Here is an 18,427-nt window from a genome sequence, read left to right on the forward strand (position 1 = left end):
GGAGTGTCACGGGGTGGGTTCGAAGGTGACCGGCAGTCGGGCGGGTTCGCTGCCCGTGGGGGCGACGTGGAGGGTCTTGAGGGCGAACTCCATGACCTTCTTGTAGATGGGCCCGCAGATCTGGCCGCCGAAGTAGCTGCCCTTGGTGGGGTTCTGGATGGCGCAGTAGACGGTGATCTGCGGGTCGTCTGCGGGGGCGAAACCGGCGAAGGAGGCGGTGTAGCCCTTGTAGTAGCCGAGCTCGGGGTCGACGCGGTTGGCGGTGCCGGTCTTGCCCGCGACGCGGTAGCCGGGGATGGCGGCCTTGGTGCCGGTGCCCTCCCGGTCCTTGACGACGGACTCCAGCATCTGGGAGAGGGTCTTGGCGGTCTTCTCGCTGACGACCCGGGACTCCTTGGGCGCGGGGGCCGCCGCGAAGCGCCCGTCGGGCCCCTTGGTGCCGCGTACGAGGGTCGGTTCGATCCGTACGCCTCCGTTGGCGATGGTCGAGTACACGGAGGCGGCCTGCATGGCGCTGACGGAGAGGCCCTGGCCGAAGGGGATCGTGTACTGCTGCGAGGTGGACCAGTCCTGGGGCTTGGCGAGGATGCCGGGGGTCTCGCCGGGGAAGTCCAGGCCGGTGGGGCTGCCGATGCCGAACTTGCGCAGGTAGGAGTGGAGGACCCGGTTGGCCTCGGCCTGGTCCTTGCCGAGCTGGCCGGTGGCGAGGATGGTGCCGATGTTGCTGGACTTGGCGAGGACGCCGTTGAGGGTCAGGTACCAGGTGATGTGGTCGATGTCGTCCTTGAAGAGCCGGTCGCCGCGGTGGAGCCGGTTGGGGACGGTGACGTGCGTGTCGGGGGCCGCCTTGCCCTCCTCCAGGACGGCGGCCATGGACATGACCTTGGCGGTGGAGCCGGGCTCGTAGGCGTCCTGGAGGGCGGCGTTGCCCATGGCGGCCGAGTTGGCGGCCGAGAGGTCGTTGGGGTCGAAGCCGGGGGCGTTGGCCATGGCCAGGACCTCGCCGGTCCTCGTGTTCTGCACGACGACGTAGCCGCGGTCGGCCTTGGACTTCCTCACCTGCTCGGTGATGGCCTGCTGGGCGGCCCACTGGATGTCCCGGTCGATGGTCAGCTCGATGTCGGAGCCGGGGACGGCGGGGGTGCCCTGGGAGCCCGCGGTCGGCACCTGGCGGCCGCCGGACTGGGTGAAGCGGATCTTGCCGTCCTTGCCGGCGAGCTCCGCGTCGAGCATGGACTCCAGGCCGCCGGCGCCGCGGCCCTCGGCGTTGACGTACCCCAGTATCCCGGCGGCCAGCCCGCCGTTCGGGTACACGCGCTTGGTGCTGGGCTCGCTGAGGATGCCGCCGAGGAGGTTGACCCCGTTGCCGCCGACGGCCTGGGCCTTCTGCCCGTAGACCTTCTTGAGGTCCTTGATCTGGTTCCAGACCTGCGGGGTCCGCTTGCGGGCGAGCAGGGTGTAGCGGGACTTGGGGGTACGGAGCTTCTTCGCGAGCTCGGCGGGCTCCTTGCCGAGGATCGGGGCGAGGAGCGCGGCCGCCTGCTCGGGGGCGTCGGGGAGCTTCGACTCCTCGGGGGTGAAGAGCTTGGGGTCGGCGGTGATGTCGTACGCGTCGACGCTGTCGGCGAGCGCGATGCCGTTGCGGTCGGTGATCTCGCCGCGCTCGGCGGAGAGCGTGTACTCCTGGAAGCGGTACTTGTCGGCCTTGGCCGCGTACGCGCCGGCGTCGACGGCCTGGACCTGGAGCAGCCGGACCACGAAGACCAGCATGACGAGCGTCAGCCCGAGCGCGATCAGGCGCAGCCGGGGCCGCGGCTTGCCGAGCCGGATCGTGCGGGGCTGCCGGGCCGGAGGCCGCGGCGCGGTCCGCTTCGCGGCCGGGCGCGGGACGGGACGGGACGGGCGTGCTCCGGGCGTGCGGGCTCCGGCGGAGGCGGGCCGGGGACGTGCGGGCCCGGCGGGACCGGGGACGCGACGGCGCGGGGGCTCCTTGGGGGGCACTGCTCGGTCACCTGCCGGGGGTCGTCGGGGTCGTCGCGGGCGCCGCCGGGGCCTGCCTGGTGCCGGTGGGAGCGGTGCCGGTGTTCGCCGACGGCTTCGGGGCGCCGGCGGAAGCGGGCGGCGTGGGCCTCGGGGTGGGCTTCGGGGTCGGCTTCGGGCTCGGTTCGGGGGCGACCGCGACCGACGGCTCGCCCAGGACCTTGCCGTCCGGGCCGAGGAAGGCGGGGCTGCCGCCCGGGACCATGCCGAGTTCGCGGGCGCGGCGCTCCAGGGCGTCGGGGGCCGCGTAGTCGTCGACGTCGCGCTGGAGCGCCTGCTCCTCGTCGGTGAGCTCGGTGGTCTTGTTCTTGAGCTCGTTCAGTTTGAAGGAGCCCTGGTTGAGGGCCGAGTTCAGCAGGAGCAGGCTGATCAGCCCGCCGCCGAGCAGGACCACGACGAGCAGGACGAAGGGGGTGCGGGCGGCCGAGCTGGGCCCCGACGGCATGAGCCGTCCGAGCCGCGCGGCCCGCCCTTTGAGGGGCCCCTTCGCCGTGCTCACAGGACGTCTTCCCGGATGCGCTCGACGCCCCGGAGCCGGGCGGGGGCGGCGCGCCGGTTCTCGGCGACCTCCTCCTCGGTGGGCAGCTCGGCGCCGCGGGTGAGCAGCTTCAGCCGGGGCTGGTACTTCTCGGGGACGACCGGGAGTCCGGGCGGGGCGGTGGTCGCCGCGCCGGCCGCGAAGACGCCCTTGACGATCCGGTCCTCCAGGGACTGGTACGAGAGGACGACGACCCGTCCGCCGACGGCGAGGGCCTTCACGGCCGCCGGGATCGCGTTCTCGACGGCTTCGAGCTCGCGGTTGACCTCGATGCGCAGGGCCTGGAAGGTGCGCTTGGCCGGGTTGCCGCCGGTGCGCTTGGCGGCCTGGGGCAGGGAGTCGCGGATGAGCTCGACGAGCCGGGCGCTGTTGCTGAACGGCTCCTTCTCGCGCTCGCGCACGATCGCGGAGACGATCCGCTTGGCCTGCTTCTCCTCGCCGTACGCGCGCAGGATCCGGACCAGCTCGCCCGCCGGGTAGGTGTTGAGGACCTCGGCCGCGCTGATGCCGGTCGTCTGGTCCATGCGCATGTCGAGCGGCGCGTCCTGGGCGTAGGCGAAGCCGCGGTCGGCCTCGTCCAGCTGCATGGAGGAGACGCCCAGGTCGAAGAGGACGCCGTCCACCTTGGGGATGCCGAGCCGGTCGAGGACCTCGGGCAGCTCGTCGTACACGGCGTGGACGAGGGTGGCCCGGTCGCCGTACGGGGCGAGCCGCTCGCCGGAGAGCCGCAGGGCCTCCTTGTCGCGGTCGAGGCCGATGAGCCGCACCTCGGGGAACCGCGCGAGCATGGCCTCGCTGTGGCCGCCGAGGCCCAGGGTGCAGTCGACGACGACCGCTCCGGGGCGCTCCAGGGCGGGGGCCAACATGTCCAGGCACCGCTGGAGCATCACCGGGACGTGTCGGTCGTTGCTCAATGCGCCCTCTCAGAGCCGGCGCGGAGGCACGTACCGCGGGAGGGGCCGAGCCGTAGGTACCGCCGCACACACGGGGGGAGAAACCGCGGAAATCGCTCGTTGTCTCCGTGAACTCCGCGTCACTTTAGTCCACGGGACGCGCCGGTCAATCAACCGACTGGCGCGCCGCGCGGCCCGGGGAGCCCCATCTGTGGATTAGCTCACAACAAGACTCATTGAGGTTCTTTGTCCCCTCTCACAGCGGGCCGGAAAGAGGTGTGACCACTACCGTCGGAACCATGTCGACCTCCGCGCACCCCTCAGCCGACGCCATACGCACCGGCCCCACGGTCACCGACCGTCTCGTCGAGGCCAACGCACACTACGCCGCCGACTTCTCCGACCCGGGAATGGACGCGCATCCCGTGCTGCGCGTCGCCGTCGTCGCCTGCATGGACGCCCGTCTCGACCTGCACGCGGCCCTCGGCCTCGAACTGGGCGACTGCCACACCATCCGCAACGCCGGCGGCGTGGTCACCGACGACGTGATCCGCTCGCTCACCATCAGCCAGCGGGCCCTGGGCACCCGCAGCGTGATGCTCGTGCACCACACGAACTGCGGTCTCGAATCCCTCACCGAGGACTTCCGGCACGAGCTGGAGGACGAGGTCGGCCAGCGCCCGGCCTGGGCGGTCGAGGCCTTCCGCGACGTCGACCAGGACGTCCGGCAGTCGATGCAGCGGGTGCGGACCTCCCCCTTCCTGCTGCACGCCGACGACGTCCGCGGCTTCGTCTTCGACGTGACGACGGGCCTGCTGCGCGAGATCGACCCGGCTTAAACCAGCAACTTAACCCGTCAAACCCTGGCATTTCCCCCGCACTTGTCCGCATGCGAGTGACAGGCCCGGCCACGGCAACAACAATGCTCGGACGACAGTTCCGAAAGGCCGAGGAGGGCCGGGGTGACGACCTATGACGATCGAGCGAGCCTCGCTGATCTGACCACCACTGTGGAGCGAGTCCGCCGATCGGTGGAGAGCGTGATCGAGGGCAAGCCCGAGGTCGTACGGCTTTCGCTGACCGTGCTGCTCGCCGAGGGGCACCTCCTCATCGAGGACGTCCCCGGCGTCGGCAAGACCATGCTGGCCAAGACGCTGGCCCGGTCCATCGACTGCTCGGTGCGCCGGATCCAGTTCACCCCGGACCTGCTGCCCTCGGACGTCACCGGCGTGTCCATCTTCGACCAGCAGCGGCGGGACTTCGAGTTCAAGCCGGGCGCGATCTTCGCCCAGATCGTGATCGGCGACGAGATCAACCGCGCCTCGCCGAAGACCCAGTCCGCGCTCCTGGAGTCCATGGAGGAGCGCCAGGTCACGGTCGACGGCCAGACGTACGAGCTGCCCAGCCCGTTCATGGTCGTCGCCACCCAGAACCCGGTCGAGATGGAGGGCACCTACCCGCTGCCCGAGGCCCAGCGCGACCGCTTCATGGCCCGCGTCTCCATCGGCTACCCGAGCGCCGAGGCCGAGCTCCGGATGCTCGACGTGCACGGCTCCGTCTCCCCGCTGGACGACCTCCAGCCGGTCGCCCACGCCCACGACGTCCTCAAGCTGATCGAGGCCGTGCGCGCGGTCCACGTCGCCGACGCGGTGCGCCGGTACGCGGTCGACCTCGTCGCCGCCACCCGCACCCACCCCGACCTGCGGCTCGGCGCCTCCCCCCGGGCCACGCTCCACCTGCTGCGGGCCGCCAAGGCCTCCGCGGCGCTCAGCGGCCGCGAGTACGTCCTGCCGGACGACCTCCAGGCCCTCGCCGCGCCCGTCCTCGCCCACCGGCTGCTGCCGACGGCGCAGGCCCAGCTGAACCGGCGCACCGCCGAGCAGGTCGTCCACGAGATCATCCAGCGCACCCCCGTCCCGGCCTCCGGACCGTCCGCCGGACCGGATGCCGGGCCGCTCTACGGCCAGCAGCAGCCCGGCGCCCGGCGGCTGTGATGAGTGGCGCCGCCGTGCCGGACGGACAGCGGGGCGACGAGGACGACCGGGGCGGGCTGCGGGCCGCCCTCGGCGGTCTGACCACCCGCGGCCGCTCCTTCCTCGCCGCGGGGGTGGCCGCCGCCGTCTGCGCGTACGTCCTCGGCCAGGCCGACCTGCTGCGCGTCGGGCTGCTGCTCGCCGCCCTCCCGCTGATCTGCGTCCTCGTGCTGCACCGGACCCGCTACCGGGTCGCCGCCTCCCGCCGCCTCACCCCCCAGCGGGTCGAGACCGGCACCGAGGCCCGGGTCCAGCTGCGGATGGAGAACGTCTCCAAGCTCCCCACCGGCCTCCTGATGCTCCAGGACCACGTGCCGTACATGCTGGGGCCCCGCCCCCGCTTCGTCCTCGACCGGGTCGAGGCGGGCGGGCGGCGCGAGGTGTCCTACCGGGTCCGCTCCGACCTGCGCGGCCGCTTCCCGCTGGGCCCGCTCCAGCTCCGGCTCAACGACCCCTTCGGGATGTGCGAGCTGACCCGCTCCTTCAGCGCGTACGACACCCTCACCGTCGTCCCCAGGACCGAGGCCCTCCCGCCGGTGAGGCTCTTCGGCGAGGCCTCGGGATACGGGGACGGGCAGTCCCGCTCCCTCGCGCTCGCCGGCGACGACGACGTCATCCCGCGCACCTACCGGCACGGCGACGACCTGCGCCGGGTCCACTGGCGCTCCACCGCCCGCTACGGCGAGCTGATGGTCCGCCGCGAGGAACTGCCCCAGCGGGCCCGCTGCACCGTCCTCCTCGACACCCGCCGGATCGCCTTCCAGGGCGCGGGCCCCGACTCCGCCTTCGAATGGGCGGTCTCCGGCACCGCCTCCGTGCTCGTCCACATGCTGGAGCGCGGCTACGCGGTCCGGCTGCTCACCGACACCGGCAGCGCGATCCCCGGCGAGGGGGCCGAGGGCTTCGCCGGCTCGGCCCAGGACTCGGCCGAGGCCGCCGGTCTGATGATGGACACCCTCGCGGTCGTCGACCACTCCGAGGGCGCCGGGCTCTCCCGCGCCTCCGACGTGCTGCGCGGCGGCGGCGACGGGCTGCTCATCGCCTTCCTCGGCGACCTCGACGAGGAGCAGGCCGCCCTCACCGCCAAGATGCGCGGACGGTCCGGCGCGGCCGTCGCCTTCGTCCTGGACTCCGGCACCTGGCTCACCGCCGGCGCGGTCGCCGGAGCGGTCGAGGACCGGGTGCGGCAGCTGCGGGAGGCGGGCTGGACGGCACTGGCCGTACCGCCCGGCGCCTCCCTCGCCGACCTGTGGCAGCAGGCGGCCGGGCTCCGTCCGGAGACCGCCGCCGCCGACACCTACGGAGGATGGTCATGAGCGGCCGCACACGGCTGACGCTCGCTTCCTGGGGCGCCACCCTGATGGCGGCCGGGGCGCTGCTCCCCCTGGTGAAGCCGGCGACCTGGATCTTCACGGCGGCCTTCGTCCTCGCCCTGGTCAGCGGGGTGGGCATGCTGACCCGCCGGGTGCCGCTGGCCCGGCCGCTGACGCTCCTCGCCCAGGCCGTCACCGCGCTCCTCGCGCTGACCCTGTTCTTCGCCCGCGAGCAGGCCCTCCTCTGGATCGTCCCGGGCCCCGAGGTCTTCACGCACGCCGCCGAACTGTTCCGGGCGGGCGCCGCGGACGTGGGCCGGTACGCGATCCCCGCGCCCGACACCGAGGGCATCCGGCTCATGCTGGTCGGCGGCGTCGTCGCGATCGGGCTCCTGGTGGACGGCCTCGCGGTCACCTTCCGCAAGGCGGCCCCGGCCGGCCTGCCGCTGCTCGCCCTGTACTCGGTGGCCGCCGGCCTCTCCGGCGGCGGCGCCGGCTGGCTCTGGTTCCTCCTCGCGGCCTCCGGCTATCTGCTGCTGCTCCTCGCCGAGGGCCGCGACCGGCTCTCCCAGTGGGGGCGGGTCTTCGGCGGTGCCCAGCGCTCCGGCCGGCCCGGCTCCAGCGTCGCCGCCGGCGGCGGCCCCGCCTTCGCCCCGGCCCGCACCGGCCGCCGGATCGGCGCCGTCGCCATGGGCGTCGCGCTGGTCGTGCCGTTCGCGCTGCCCGGCTTCTCCGGCGGCCTCTTCGGCGGTGGCGGCGAGGGCAGCGGGGGCTCCGGCAAGGGCGGCACGATCTCCGCCGTGAACCCGCTGGTCTCCCTCCAGAACAACCTGCGCCAGCCGGAGGACCGGGAGGTCCTGCGCTACCGGACCAACGCCCGCGACACCAGCGGCATGTATCTGCGGCTCGTCGCGCTCGACCAGTTCGACGGCACCTCGTGGAAGTCCTCGGTCCGCCCGATCGAGGACGTCCCCCAGCGGCTGCCCTGGCCGGACGGCCTCTCCCAGAGCGTCCGGGTCACCGAGGTGACCAGCAACTTCGTCGCCTCCGACGCGTACGAGCAGAAGTGGCTGCCGATGCCGTACCCGGCCGCCCGGGTCGACATCGGCGGACGCTGGCGGTACGAGCCGGCCGGCCGGATGCTCGTCGGCGACGACAAGCAGACCACCAGGGGCGCCCGCTACCAGGTCGCCAGCCTGGAGGTGCAGCCGACGGCCGAGCAGCTGGCCGGCGCCCTGCCCGCCCCGGAGAAGCTGCGCCGCGAGTACACCAAGGTGCCCGCGTCGCTGCCGGCCGACGTGAGGGCGACGGCCCTGACCGTCACCAAGGGCGCGCGGAACGACTACGAGCGGGCGGTGAGGCTCCAGGACTGGTTCGCCCAGGACGGCGGCTTCCGCTACGACGTCGACGTGGAGTCCGGCACCGGGACGCAGGCGATCTCCCGCTTCCTGAAGGACAAGGAGGGCTTCTGCGTCCACTTCTCCTTCTCCATGGCGGCGATGGCCCGCTCGCTCGGCATCCCGGCGCGGGTGGCCGTGGGCTTCATGCCGGGCACGACGCAGACCGACGGCTCGGTCTCCGTCGGCATCCGGGACGCGCACGCCTGGCCCGAGCTGTACTTCGAGGGCGCCGGGTGGACGCGGTTCGAACCGACCCCCTCGCGGGGCTCCACCCCCTCGTACACCCGGGAGAACACGCCCTCGGGCACGGCCACCGGGCCCGCGCAGCCGCAGCAGAGCTCCTCGGCTCAGCCGTCCGCCGCGCCGACCTCCCCGGAGAGCTGCACCCCGCAGATGAAGAAGCTCGGCGACTGCGGGCCGGACGCGGCGACGGCGGGCGCCTCGGGGGACGGCTCGGGCCCGGACCTCCGGACGGTCCTCCTGCTGTCCCTCGCGGCCCTGCTGCTCCTCTCCCTCCCCCTCCTCCCCCTGCTCTGGCGGACGCGGGTACGGGCCCGGCGGCTCGGCCCGGACGCCGCCGCGCTCCCGGTCTGGCAGGAGATCAACGACACGGCCTGGGACCACGGGGTCGAGCCGGACGACTCCCTCACGCCGAGGAAGTCCGCGGCGCGGATCGTCCGCCTCGGCGAGCTGCGCGGCGAGTCCGCCGACGCGGTGCACCGGGTGGCGCGGGCGGTGGAGGAGGTGCTGTACGCGCCCCGGCCGCAGCCCGTCGCGGACCTGGCCTCCGAGGCGGCGCGGGTCCGTGCGGGCTTCCACGCGGCCGCCGACCGCCGCACCCGCCTCCGCGCCCTCCTCGCCCCCCGCTCGGCCGCCCGCCTCCGCTGGGCCGCGTCGGCCCGCTGGTCGTCATGGACGGCCCACTGGTCGAACCGCCGCCATGCGGCGACGTCCCGGGCGACGTCGTTCCTCCGCCGCGAGGCCGGCTGACGGGGTCCGTCCGTCGCGGGGCCGCCCCGCCCCGTCGCGGGCGGCGCGGGCCCGCGCGGGCCCGGAAACGGGTCGAGCCCCGCAGGGGGCGCGCCGAGTGGCGCGGGTCCTGCGGGGCTCGGGTGTTTTCGGGGGCGCGGGACTACCGCTCAGGGGCCGTCAGTGGCCGCCGCCCTGCTGCTCGTCGCGGCGACGCTGCCACCGCGCTTCGATCCGGTCCATCATGGAGCGTCGCTGCCGAGCCTGGCGGCCTCCGGCCGCCCGCTGCTCGCCCGGCTTGGGCGCCTTGCGCCATCCGGTGACCGCCAGGACCGCGCAGCCCAGCATGACGAGGAAACCCACCACGCTGATCCAGATCTGCTGTGCGACCATTCCGGCCATGAGGAGCGCGATACCCACCAGGAAGCCGACGACTGCCTGGTAAACCCGTCGCCGGGTGTACGTACGCAGTCCGCTTCCCTCGAGCGCTGTCGCGAACTTGGGATCTTCGGCGTACAGCGCTCGCTCCATCTGCTCGAGCATTCGCTGCTCGTGCTCCGAGAGCGGCACGGAGTCCTCCTAGTCGTCGGTCGCGGGGGCGACCGGTTTGCGGCCCTTTCAGGATAGGCAGGGAATCGCCCCCGTGAAACCTGCCCTCAATCTCAATGCCGAATAGCCAATCCGGGCCGCCATGCGGATCGGTTGCTGAGGCGTTGATTCCCCAGCCCCTTGTCCGTCATGCCGGATGGTGTCCCCCGATCATACGGGGCGGAGCCCCATATCGGGCGGGCTGTGGCGTACTCCATGGGGCACCACGGCCCACACCGCCGGACGGGTGGCCGTCCTGCTCAGGCCCGCTTCTGGCCGAGAACGTGCAGCTGGGTGGCGATGGCCTGGAAGGAGGGGAGCTCCGCCGCGGCCGCCTCCAGCCGGAGGAGGGCCTCGGCGGCCCCGGGCTCGGTGTCGACGAGGGCGCCGGGGACCAGGTCGGCGAAGACCCGGACGCCGTGCACGGCGCCGACCTCCAGTCCGGCCTCGTCGGCCAGCTCGGCGAGCTGCTCGGCGGTGAAGCGCCGGGGCACGGGGTCGCCGGTGCCCCAGCGGCCCGCCGGGTCGTCGAGCGCGTGCCGGGCCTCGGTGAAGTGGCCGGCGAGGGCGCGGGCGAGGACGGCGCCGCCGACCCCGGCGGCGAGCAGGCTGAGGCTGCCGGCGGGGCGGAGCGCGGCGGCGGCGTTCCGCACGCCCTCGGCGGGGTCGTCGACGTACTCCAGGACGCCGTGGCAGAGCACGGCGTCGTAGGAGTCGCGCTCGACGACGTCGAAGAGGCCCCGGACGTCGCCCTGGACGCCGGTCACGAGGTCGGCGACGCCGGCCTCGGCGGCCCGGCGCCCGAGGGCGAAGAGCGCGTTGGGGCTGGGGTCGACGACGGTGACGCGGTGGCCGAGGCGGGCCACCGGCACCGCGAAGTTCCCGGAGCCGCCGCCCGTGTCGAGGACGTCGAGGCTGTCCTTCCCGGTGGCCTCGACCCGGCGGTCCAGGGCGTCTTTGAGGACGTCCCAGACGACGGCGGTACGCAGGGAGGCGCGCGACGGGCGCGACGACGCCTCACGGCCGAAGACAGGGGAAGGGTCCGGCACGGCTGTTGACTCCTCGGTGACGGGTCTGGACGCTCCCCACCCTATGGCCTCGCCCTCGCCTTTCGGATCATCCCGGGCTCCCGTCGGTCCCGGGCTGGAGGGGCAGCACGGGATGGAGGGCGAGCAGCCGCTCGACGAGGCGCAGGAAGTGCTCGGCGTCCCGGAGCAGGTCGTCGGCCTCGCGCCGGGTGACGGCGCCGCTGATGCCGGCCTCGGCGCGGGCCCTGCGCGGGGCGCCGGCGGCGAAGAGGGCGCTCCATTCGGTCAGCTCGGGGGCGAGGTCGGGGAGGAGCTCCCAGGTGCTCCTTATGCGCTGCCGGTGGCGGGGCCGGGTGTCGGGCCTGGCCCGGGCGGCGAGCACGGCGGCCGCGGCGCGCAGGGCGGCGAGGTGGGCGGTGGCGTACCGCTCGTGGGGGCGGTCGAGGAGGGCGGCCTCGGCGAGTCCGGCGTGGGACTTGGCGAGGAGGTCGAGGGCGGCGGGCGGGGCGGCGGAGCGGCGCCGGACGGGGTGGATGTCGGAGCCGGGTCCCGTCTCCCCGGGGGTGGGACGGCGGCGGGGCGTGGCTGCTGCGGAAGGGCTGGCCATGACGAGCCTCCTGTCGTCGCGTGACGGCGCTGTGGCCGTATGTGTTCATCGTGCAGTGCCCCACTGACAATCACGCCGACCTGGGGTTTTGCTTGATTCCCGACTCAGGGGTAACTTTTGAACTGACTGGTCAGTTCAAAAGGGGAGTGGGGGGTGAGTCCGTGGGCGCGGAAACCGAGGAGCAGCCGCACGGCGCCGCCGTCGTCGCGGACGGCTTCGGGCTGAAGGGGCCGCGCGGCTGGGCCTTCCGGAAGGTCTCCTTCCGGGCGGAGCCCGGGGCGCTGGTGGCGATCGAGGGTCCTTCGGGCTCGGGGCGCACCTGTCTGCTGCTCGCCCTCACGGGCCGGATGAAGGCCAAGGAGGGCCACGCCGAGGTCGGCGGCCTCGCCCTCCCCCGCAAGATGGCCGCCGTGCGCCGGATCACCGCGCTCGGCCAGGTCCCGGGCGTCAGCGAGCTCGACCCCGCCTTCACGGTCGCCGAGCACCTGCGCGAGCGGGCCCTGCTCCAGCGCCGCTTCGACGGTTCCGTACGGGCGCTCCTGCGGCGCCCCGCCGAGCGCGCGGCGACGGCCCGGGCCCGGATCGACGAGGCCGTGGCGGCCGCGGGCCTGGACCTCGACTCCCTGCCGAAGGGCGAGCGGACCTCCGTACGGGATCTGGAGCGCCTCGAAGCGCTGCGGCTCTCGATCGCCCTGGCCCTGATCAACCGCCCCCGGCTGCTCGCCGTGGACGACCTGGACCTGAAGCTCTCGGACGCCGACCGCGCCGAGGCCTGGGCGCTGCTGCGCTCCCTGGCCGCCTCCGGGACGACGGTCCTCGCCGTCTGCAGCGAGGCCCCCGAGGACGCCCTGCGCATCACGGCCCTCGCCGGCGAGGGCACCGCCGAGACCCCGGCCGCCACCGCCGAAGCCCCGGCCACCACCGACACCGGCACCACCGGTGACCCCACCGCCGTCGGGGAGACGGCCGCCGGCGTCACCACCGACACCACGACCGAGGAGGGGGCGGCCGATGCGCTCGCCGAAACTGGCCGCGCTTGAGCTGAAGCGCTTCGGCAGGGGAAAGCTGCCGCGCGCCGCGCTCGTCGCGATCCTGCTGCTGCCCCTGCTGTACGGCGCCCTGTACCTGTACTCGTTCTGGGACCCGTACAGCAGGCTCGACAAGATCCCCGTCGCCCTCGTCAACGAGGACCGGGGCGCCACCGCCGCCGGCAAGAAGATCAACGCCGGTGACGACATCACCGAGGGGCTCCTGGAGAGCAAGACCTTCGAGTGGCACGAGGTGAGCGACGCCGAGGCGCGCAAGGGCGTGGAGGACGGGACGTACTACCTGTCCCTGACCATGCCCGGCGACTTCAGCACCCGCATCGCCTCCAGCTCCGGCGACTCCCCCGAGACCGGCGCGCTCCAGGTGCGGACGAACGACGCGAACAACTACATCGTCGGCTCGATCTCCCGGACGGTCTTCGCCGAGGTGCGCAGCGCGGCCTCCACGAAGTCCTCGCGCAGCTTCCTCGACAAGATCTTCATCTCCTTCTCCGACATCCACGACGCCACGGCGAAGGCCGCCAAGGGCGCGGCCGACCTCAAGGAGGGCGTGGACCAGGCGAAGAAGGGCTCCAAGAGCCTGTCGGACGGGCTCACGGACGCCAAGACCGGCAGCGGTGACCTGGCCGCCGGCCTGAAGAAGCTCGACAAGGGCGCCAAGGACCTGGAGAGCGGCTCCCGCAAGGTCGCGAACGGCACGCAGGCCCTCGCCGACAAGGTGAACGGCACCGCCGACAAGGTCCGTCCGTACCTGGCGAACAACGGCAAGTCGATCCGCGACACCGCCCGCCTCGTCTCCGACTCCGCCACGGCCGCCCGCCACGACCTGGACGACCTGGTCAGGCGCGCGCCCCTGGTCCGCTCCGCCGCCCACAAGGCCGACGGCGATCTCGCACGGCTCGACCGCGAGCTGTGCGTCGACGCCGCCCCCACCGCTCCCCCGCTCGACCCCAAGGTCTGCGCGAAGCTCAAGGAGGCCTCCGTCACCGCCGGCGACGTGGCCACGATCGCCGACGACGTGCACGAGCTCACCAAGGACAACAGCACCGACCTGAAGACCCTGGACGCGCGCCTGGCCAAGCTCAAGAAGCAGGCCGACGAGCTGGCCGCCCGCGCCCCGCACCTCGACGAGGACGTCGAGGGCGCCATCCGGAAGATCAACCAGCTCAACACGGGCGCGCAGCAGGTCGCGGCGGGCGCGGACCGGCTGCACACCGGCATCACGCAGGCCAAGACCGGTTCGGTCAGCCTCGACAGCGGTGTCGGCAAGCTCAAGAAGGGCGCGGGCGCCCTGGACGGCGGCCTGTTCAAGCTGGCCGACGGCTCGGGCACCCTCGCCACCGGCCTGAAGGACGGGGTCGACCAGATCCCCGACTACGACCGGCAGGACCGCGACCGGCGCACGGAGGTCATGGCCGACCCGGTGAAGCTTGCCTCCCAGTCCCTGCACAAGGCGCCCAACTACGGCACCGGCTTCGCCCCGTACTTCATCCCGCTCTCCCTCTGGGTCGGCGCGATGGTCGCGTACATGATCATCCAGCCGCTCAACCGGCGCGCCCTCGCGGCGGGCGGTTCCGCCTGGCGGATCGCGCTGGCGGGCTGGCTGCCGGTGGCGGCGATCGGCATCCTCCAGGTCGCGGCCCTGATGTCGGTCCTGCACTGGGGCCTCGGCCTCCAGATGGCCCGGGCCGCCGGCACGATCGGCTTCCTCGCCCTGGTCACCTGCTGCTTCGCCGCGATCATCCAGTGGCTCAACGCCCGCTTCGGCGCGGCGGGCCGGATCCTGGTGCTCGCGTTCCTGATGCTCCAGCTGACCTCGGCGGGCGGCACGTACCCCGTCCAGACCAGCCCGGCCTTCTTCAACGCGGTGCACCCGTTCCTGCCGATGAGCCACGTGGTCGAGGCGCTGCGCCGCCTCATCACGGGCGGCGGGCTCGGACCGGTCTGGGAGGCCTGCGCGGTCCTGGCGGCCTTCACCGTCGGCGCCCTGGCCCTGACCGCCGTCTCGGCGCGCAAGAAGCAGGTGTGGACGCTGGACCGGCTTCACCCCGAACTGTCGCTCTGAACCTGTGAGAATCGACGCCATGGACAGCAGCAGCACCCGACGCCAGGCCACGCGCACGAAGCTCTACGAGGCGGCCGTCACCCTCATCGCGGAGCAGGGCTTCTCCGCGACGACGGTGGACGAGATCGCCGAGCGGGCCGGCGTGGCCAAGGGCACGGTCTACTACAACTTCAAGAGCAAGACCGAGCTCTTCGAGGAGCTGCTGCGCCACGGGGTGTCGCTGCTCGCCGCCTCCCTGCGCTCGGCGGCCGAGGAGACCGCCGAGCGCGGCGGGAGCCGGGTCGAGGCGCTGGACGCGATGATCCGGGCGGGTCTCGTCTTCATCGACCGCTACCCGGCCTTCACCCAGCTGTACGTGGCCGAGCTCTGGCGCACCGGACGCGCCTGGAACTCGACCCTCCTGGTGGTCCGTCAGGAGGCCGTCGCGGTGGTGGAGGGCGTGCTGCGCGAGGGGGTGGCGGCCGGTGAGCTGAGCGACGAGATCGACGTCCAGCTGACCGCCTCGGCGCTGGTCGGGATGGTGCTCGTGGCGGCGCTCGACTGGCAGGCCTTCCAGAGCGAGCGGTCCCTCGACGACGTGCACGCGGCGCTGTCCCGCCTGCTGCACGGCCGCGTCGGCGGCCGCTGACGACACACGCGCGAAGCCGGTGCGGCGAGGCTCGGTCCCCCCGAGCCCCGCCGCACCGGCTTCTTCGTTCACGCCCCCGTGCCGGCAGGTGCGCGGCCCCGTTCCGCAGCCCCGTGCCGGCGGTACCGGAGCCGCGCCCCTTCCGTGGGCTCCACTCTCCCCTCCCGCCGGTACCGGCCCCATCCGCGCCCCTACTCATCTCGCCCTCTAGGTACGGATACTCAGTCCTGGTTACGATCACGGGCGTGTCCGTACTCCCCCTGGTGTTCACCAGCGGCTGGGCGAGCGGGATCAACGCGTACGCGGTGGTCCTGCTGTTCGGCGTCCTCGGCGCGGCCGGGCTGACCGACGAGGTGCCCGCGTCCCTCCAGCGCACCGACGTCCTCGTCGTGGCGGGCGTGCTGTTCCTGTGCGAGGCGGTGGCGGACAAGATCCCGTACGTCGACTCGATATGGGACTCCGTCCACACGGTGATCCGGCCGGTCGCGGGGGCCGTGGTCGGCGCCCTGCTCGCCGGGCAGAACGGTTCGCTGCCGGAGCTGGCGGCGGGCGCGGTCGGCGGTTCGACGGCCCTGCTCAGCCACTTCGTCAAGGCGGGGACGAGGATGGCGGTCAACACCTCGCCGGAGCCGTTCTCGAACATCGCGCTGAGCCTGGCGGAGGACCTCGGGGTGGCGGCGATCGTCACCTTCGCCGTCTTCCATCCCGTGGCGGCGTCGGTCGTCGCGGCCGTCCTGCTCCTGGCGGGCCTGGCGGTACTGGTCTTCCTGGCCAAGCAGATCCGCCGCGGCTGGCGGCGCTGGTCCCGTCGGCGGGAGGAGAGACGGCTCGCGGCCCCGGGGGCGCGGCCACGGTCCCAGGCCCCGCCGGGCGACGGCTCGGAGCACTTCTGACCGTGACCGGCCTGCCCTCCGGTGGTGCCGGGGGCGCCGGATAGTCTCGTCCGCATGGCACGGATTGTGGTGATCGGCGCGGGACTCGGCGCCATGGCGGCGGCGGCCCGACTGGCGGTGGCCGGGCACACGGTGACGGTGTACGAGAAGACGTCGACGTACGGCGGCGCGGTCGGCCGCTTCGAGCGCGACGGCTTCGCCTTCGACACCGGTCCCGGGCTGCTGCACCTGCCGGCCGTCTACCGGGACCTGTTCGTGAAGACCGGGAAGAAGCCCCTGGAGGAGTGCGTCGCGCTGACGCAGGTCGATCCGGCGGCCCGTCACGTCTTCGCCGACGGAACCCGCGTCGACCTGCCGAACGCCTCCCGGGCCGGCACGGTCGACGCCCTGGACACGGCGCTCGGCGCGGGCGCGGGCGAGCGCTGGGGCGACTTCCTGACGCGGGCCCGCGAGGCCTGGGACCGGACCCGGCGCCCGCTCCTGGAGGAGCCGCAGCCGGCCGACCGCAAGGCGCTCGCCCAGGAGCCGTACCCGGCGCCGAAGGCGGGCTTCCTGCGCCGCCCGACGACGACGCTCGCCCAGGTGGGCGCGCGGGAGCTGCGCGACCCCCGGCTGATCGCGCTCCTCGACTCCTACGCGGAGGCGTACGGCATCCCGGCGTGGACCGCCCCGGCGTCCGCCGCCGTCCTGCCGTACATGGAGCAGACCTTCGGCAGCTGGTACGTGGCGGGAGGCATCCGGGCGCTCGCGGACGCGGTGTACGAGCGGTGCCGGGAGCGGCGCGTGGAGTTCGTCTTCGACGCGCCCGTGGACGAGGTGCTGACCGAGGCCGGCCGGGCCGTCGGGATCCGGCTCGCCTCCGGCGGGACGGTGGAGGCGGACCACGTGGTGGCGGGCGCGCCGGTGCCTTCCCTCTACCGCGAGCAGGTCCTGCCGTGGGAGCGCAGCGACGAGTGGCCGCCCTTCGCGCACGGGTCCACCGGCCGTCTGACGGTCCTGCTGGCCCTGCGCGGGGCCCGCGAGGAGGGGGCCGTGCACCGCACGGTCGTCCACGGGGACGGGGAGCGGCCCACGGTGACCGTGCTGCGGCCCGACGACCCGGAGCTGCGGCCCGACGCGGAGCACGAGTCGGTGACGGTCTCGGCGATGCTGGACCTCACGTCCGGGGAGGACCGGAGCGGTCTCGCCGACCGGATGGTCGAGGCCGCCGCCCGGGCGGTGCCGGGGCTCGCCGAGCGGCTGCTCTGGCGGGAGGTCCGCACCCCGGAGGACGTCCGGGCCGCCACCGGGGCCGCCGAGGTCCCGCCCCCCGCGCTCGCGGACGCCCGGGGGACGTACCTCCCGGCGGCGAACGCCTCCCCCGTCCCCGGGCTGTACTTCGCGGGCGGCTGGTCGCACCCGGGCGGCGGGCTCGCCCACGCGGGCATGTCGGGGGCGCTGGTGGCCGGACTGATCGTGGAGGGCGCGGACTTCCGCGGCTCCCGGTGACCGCGGGGGGTCAGTAGCGGTACTGCTGCTGGTCGTCCGGGTGCGGCTGCTCGTAGCCGTACGGGGCCTGCTGCGGGGCCTGGTCGGTGTCGCGCTGCTGCGGGACCCAGATGCCGCCGGGCGGGGTGTCGTAGGTGTACGAGGGGGCGTAGGGGTCGTTGTAGTACGAGCCGTACTGCTGGCCGTCGGTGCCGGGGCCGATGTACGGGTCGGAGTACGCGGCGTACTGCTGCTGTCCGGCGGCGGTCCCGTAGTCGTAGGCCGGCTGCTGCTCGTGGCCGGGCTGCCCGTAGGAGGGCTGCTCGTAGCCGGGCTGCTGGTACGCGGACGCGTAGGGGTCGTACTCCGTCCCGTATCCGGTGCCGGTGCCGGCGGCCTGGGCGGTGGTGTCGTAGACCCCGTACTGGCCGGTGTCCTCGGGCATCGGCTGGGGCTCGTAGACCGCGGTCGTCTCGGCGGCGGTCTCGGGGCGCGGGTCGTGGCCGGGCCCGTCCTCCGTGTCGTACGCGGAGTCCACGGTGTCGTACGAGAGCTCGGTGACCTCGAGGGTGGGTCCGCCCTCGGCCGGCGGGGCGGCCTTGCGGCGGCGGCTCGCGCCGGGGCTCCCGCCGATCGCCCAGCCGGTGGAGAAGCCGCGGCGGAAGGAGAGCGTCACATAGGTCTGGCCGACGGCGAAGGCGACGGCCCCGGCGACGATGACGAGGACCGAGGGCAGCAGGACGCCCACGACGACGCAGAGGAAGCCGCCGAAGGCGAGCAGGCGCCAGCGCAGCCGCGCCTTGTACTGGAGGAGCACCTCCCCCAGCAGCCACAGCGCGACCACGCCGAACGCGATGTAGAGGACCGTCCACCCCATGCCCCGCCGCCCCTCTCCACGGTCACCGCCGCGGGTCGGGGC

The 18,427-nt window shown here is 73.7% G+C and carries 16 protein-coding genes; 9 read left to right on the top strand and 7 right to left on the bottom strand.

Annotated elements, in window-relative coordinates; translation table 11 throughout:
* Window positions 1-6: 6 nt before the first annotated feature.
* Genes ACFYUS_RS20770 through rsmH form a run of 3 tightly spaced genes read right to left on the bottom strand, consistent with a single transcriptional unit; the run spans window position 7 to window position 3,492 of the window.
* Window positions 7-2,001 carry a penicillin-binding transpeptidase domain-containing protein gene (locus tag ACFYUS_RS20770; RefSeq protein ID WP_388853826.1) on the bottom strand — a complete coding sequence of 665 codons (1,995 nt, stop codon included), beginning with the start codon at window positions 1,999-2,001 and terminating at the stop codon, window positions 7-9.
* Between the two features lie 7 nt (window positions 2,002-2,008).
* Window positions 2,009-2,539, bottom strand: coding sequence for a septum formation initiator family protein (locus tag ACFYUS_RS20775; protein WP_388853829.1), 531 nt, complete (start codon window positions 2,537-2,539; stop codon window positions 2,009-2,011).
* Window positions 2,536-3,492: a 16S rRNA (cytosine(1402)-N(4))-methyltransferase RsmH gene (gene rsmH / locus ACFYUS_RS20780; protein ID WP_388853832.1), complete on the bottom strand. Its 957-nt coding sequence runs from the start codon at window positions 3,490-3,492 to the stop codon at window positions 2,536-2,538. The genes ACFYUS_RS20775 and rsmH overlap by 4 nt, the downstream gene beginning before the upstream one ends.
* A gap of 278 nt (window positions 3,493-3,770) precedes the next feature.
* Between rsmH and ACFYUS_RS20785 the strand changes: the two genes are divergently transcribed.
* The 4 genes from ACFYUS_RS20785 (at window position 3,771) to ACFYUS_RS20800 (ending at window position 9,207) form a co-directional block, all read left to right on the top strand.
* Window positions 3,771-4,310 carry a beta-class carbonic anhydrase gene (locus tag ACFYUS_RS20785; RefSeq protein WP_388853835.1) on the top strand — a complete coding sequence of 180 codons (540 nt, stop codon included), beginning with the start codon at window positions 3,771-3,773 and terminating at the stop codon, window positions 4,308-4,310.
* Window positions 4,311-4,433: 123 nt separating this feature from the next.
* On the top strand, window positions 4,434-5,465 hold the full coding sequence (locus ACFYUS_RS20790; RefSeq protein WP_388853838.1) for an AAA family ATPase: 1,032 nt from the start codon (window positions 4,434-4,436) through the stop codon (window positions 5,463-5,465).
* Complete coding sequence (locus tag ACFYUS_RS20795) at window positions 5,465-6,820, top strand: DUF58 domain-containing protein (protein WP_388853841.1); 1,356 nt, start codon at window positions 5,465-5,467, stop codon at window positions 6,818-6,820. The genes ACFYUS_RS20790 and ACFYUS_RS20795 overlap by 1 nt, the downstream gene beginning before the upstream one ends.
* On the top strand, window positions 6,817-9,207 hold the full coding sequence (locus tag ACFYUS_RS20800) for a DUF3488 and DUF4129 domain-containing transglutaminase family protein (RefSeq protein ID WP_388853843.1): 2,391 nt from the start codon (window positions 6,817-6,819) through the stop codon (window positions 9,205-9,207). Before ACFYUS_RS20795 ends, ACFYUS_RS20800 begins: the two co-directional genes overlap by 4 nt.
* Window positions 9,208-9,366: 159 nt before the next feature.
* On the opposite strand, the gene ACFYUS_RS20805 is transcribed toward ACFYUS_RS20800, so the two are convergent.
* The 3 genes from ACFYUS_RS20805 to ACFYUS_RS20815 all read right to left on the bottom strand — a co-directional run bounded on the left by ACFYUS_RS20805 (window position 9,367) and on the right by ACFYUS_RS20815 (window position 11,409).
* On the bottom strand, window positions 9,367-9,756 hold the full coding sequence (locus ACFYUS_RS20805; RefSeq protein WP_041128792.1) for a DUF3040 domain-containing protein: 390 nt from the start codon (window positions 9,754-9,756) through the stop codon (window positions 9,367-9,369).
* Between the two features lie 278 nt (window positions 9,757-10,034).
* Window positions 10,035-10,823, bottom strand: coding sequence for a methyltransferase domain-containing protein (locus ACFYUS_RS20810; RefSeq protein ID WP_388853846.1), 789 nt, complete (start codon window positions 10,821-10,823; stop codon window positions 10,035-10,037).
* A 67-nt stretch (window positions 10,824-10,890) separates the two neighbouring features.
* Window positions 10,891-11,409, bottom strand: a complete 519-nt coding sequence (locus ACFYUS_RS20815; RefSeq protein WP_388853849.1) for an SAV_6107 family HEPN domain-containing protein — start codon at window positions 11,407-11,409, stop codon at window positions 10,891-10,893.
* 161 nt (window positions 11,410-11,570) lie between these two features.
* Here ACFYUS_RS20815 and ACFYUS_RS20820 point away from each other — a divergent pair, with 161 nt between their 5' ends.
* The 5 genes from ACFYUS_RS20820 (at window position 11,571) to ACFYUS_RS20840 (ending at window position 17,529) form a co-directional block, all read left to right on the top strand.
* Window positions 11,571-12,449 carry an ATP-binding cassette domain-containing protein gene (locus ACFYUS_RS20820; protein ID WP_388853852.1) on the top strand — a complete coding sequence of 293 codons (879 nt, stop codon included), beginning with the start codon at window positions 11,571-11,573 and terminating at the stop codon, window positions 12,447-12,449.
* Window positions 12,421-14,520 carry a YhgE/Pip family protein gene (locus tag ACFYUS_RS20825; protein ID WP_388853855.1) on the top strand — a complete coding sequence of 700 codons (2,100 nt, stop codon included), beginning with the start codon at window positions 12,421-12,423 and terminating at the stop codon, window positions 14,518-14,520. Before ACFYUS_RS20820 ends, ACFYUS_RS20825 begins: the two co-directional genes overlap by 29 nt.
* Before the next feature lie 19 nt (window positions 14,521-14,539).
* Entirely contained in the window at window positions 14,540-15,148 is a 609-nt protein-coding gene (locus ACFYUS_RS20830) for a TetR/AcrR family transcriptional regulator (RefSeq protein ID WP_388853858.1), read from the top strand.
* Window positions 15,149-15,393: 245 nt separating this feature from the next.
* Window positions 15,394-16,041 (top strand): DUF4126 domain-containing protein, encoded by a 648-nt coding sequence (locus tag ACFYUS_RS20835; RefSeq protein WP_388853861.1) that lies wholly within the window; start codon window positions 15,394-15,396, stop codon window positions 16,039-16,041.
* Between the two features lie 54 nt (window positions 16,042-16,095).
* On the top strand, window positions 16,096-17,529 hold the full coding sequence (locus tag ACFYUS_RS20840; protein WP_388853864.1) for a phytoene desaturase family protein: 1,434 nt from the start codon (window positions 16,096-16,098) through the stop codon (window positions 17,527-17,529).
* Window positions 17,530-17,539: 10 nt separating this feature from the next.
* On the opposite strand, the gene ACFYUS_RS20845 is transcribed toward ACFYUS_RS20840, so the two are convergent.
* Entirely contained in the window at window positions 17,540-18,385 is an 846-nt protein-coding gene (locus ACFYUS_RS20845) for a hypothetical protein (RefSeq protein WP_388853867.1), read from the bottom strand.
* Window positions 18,386-18,427 lie beyond the last annotated feature (42 nt).

This window comes from Streptomyces sp. NPDC004284, from assembly GCF_042874035.1.
Lineage (GTDB): Bacteria > Actinomycetota > Actinomycetes > Streptomycetales > Streptomycetaceae > Streptomyces.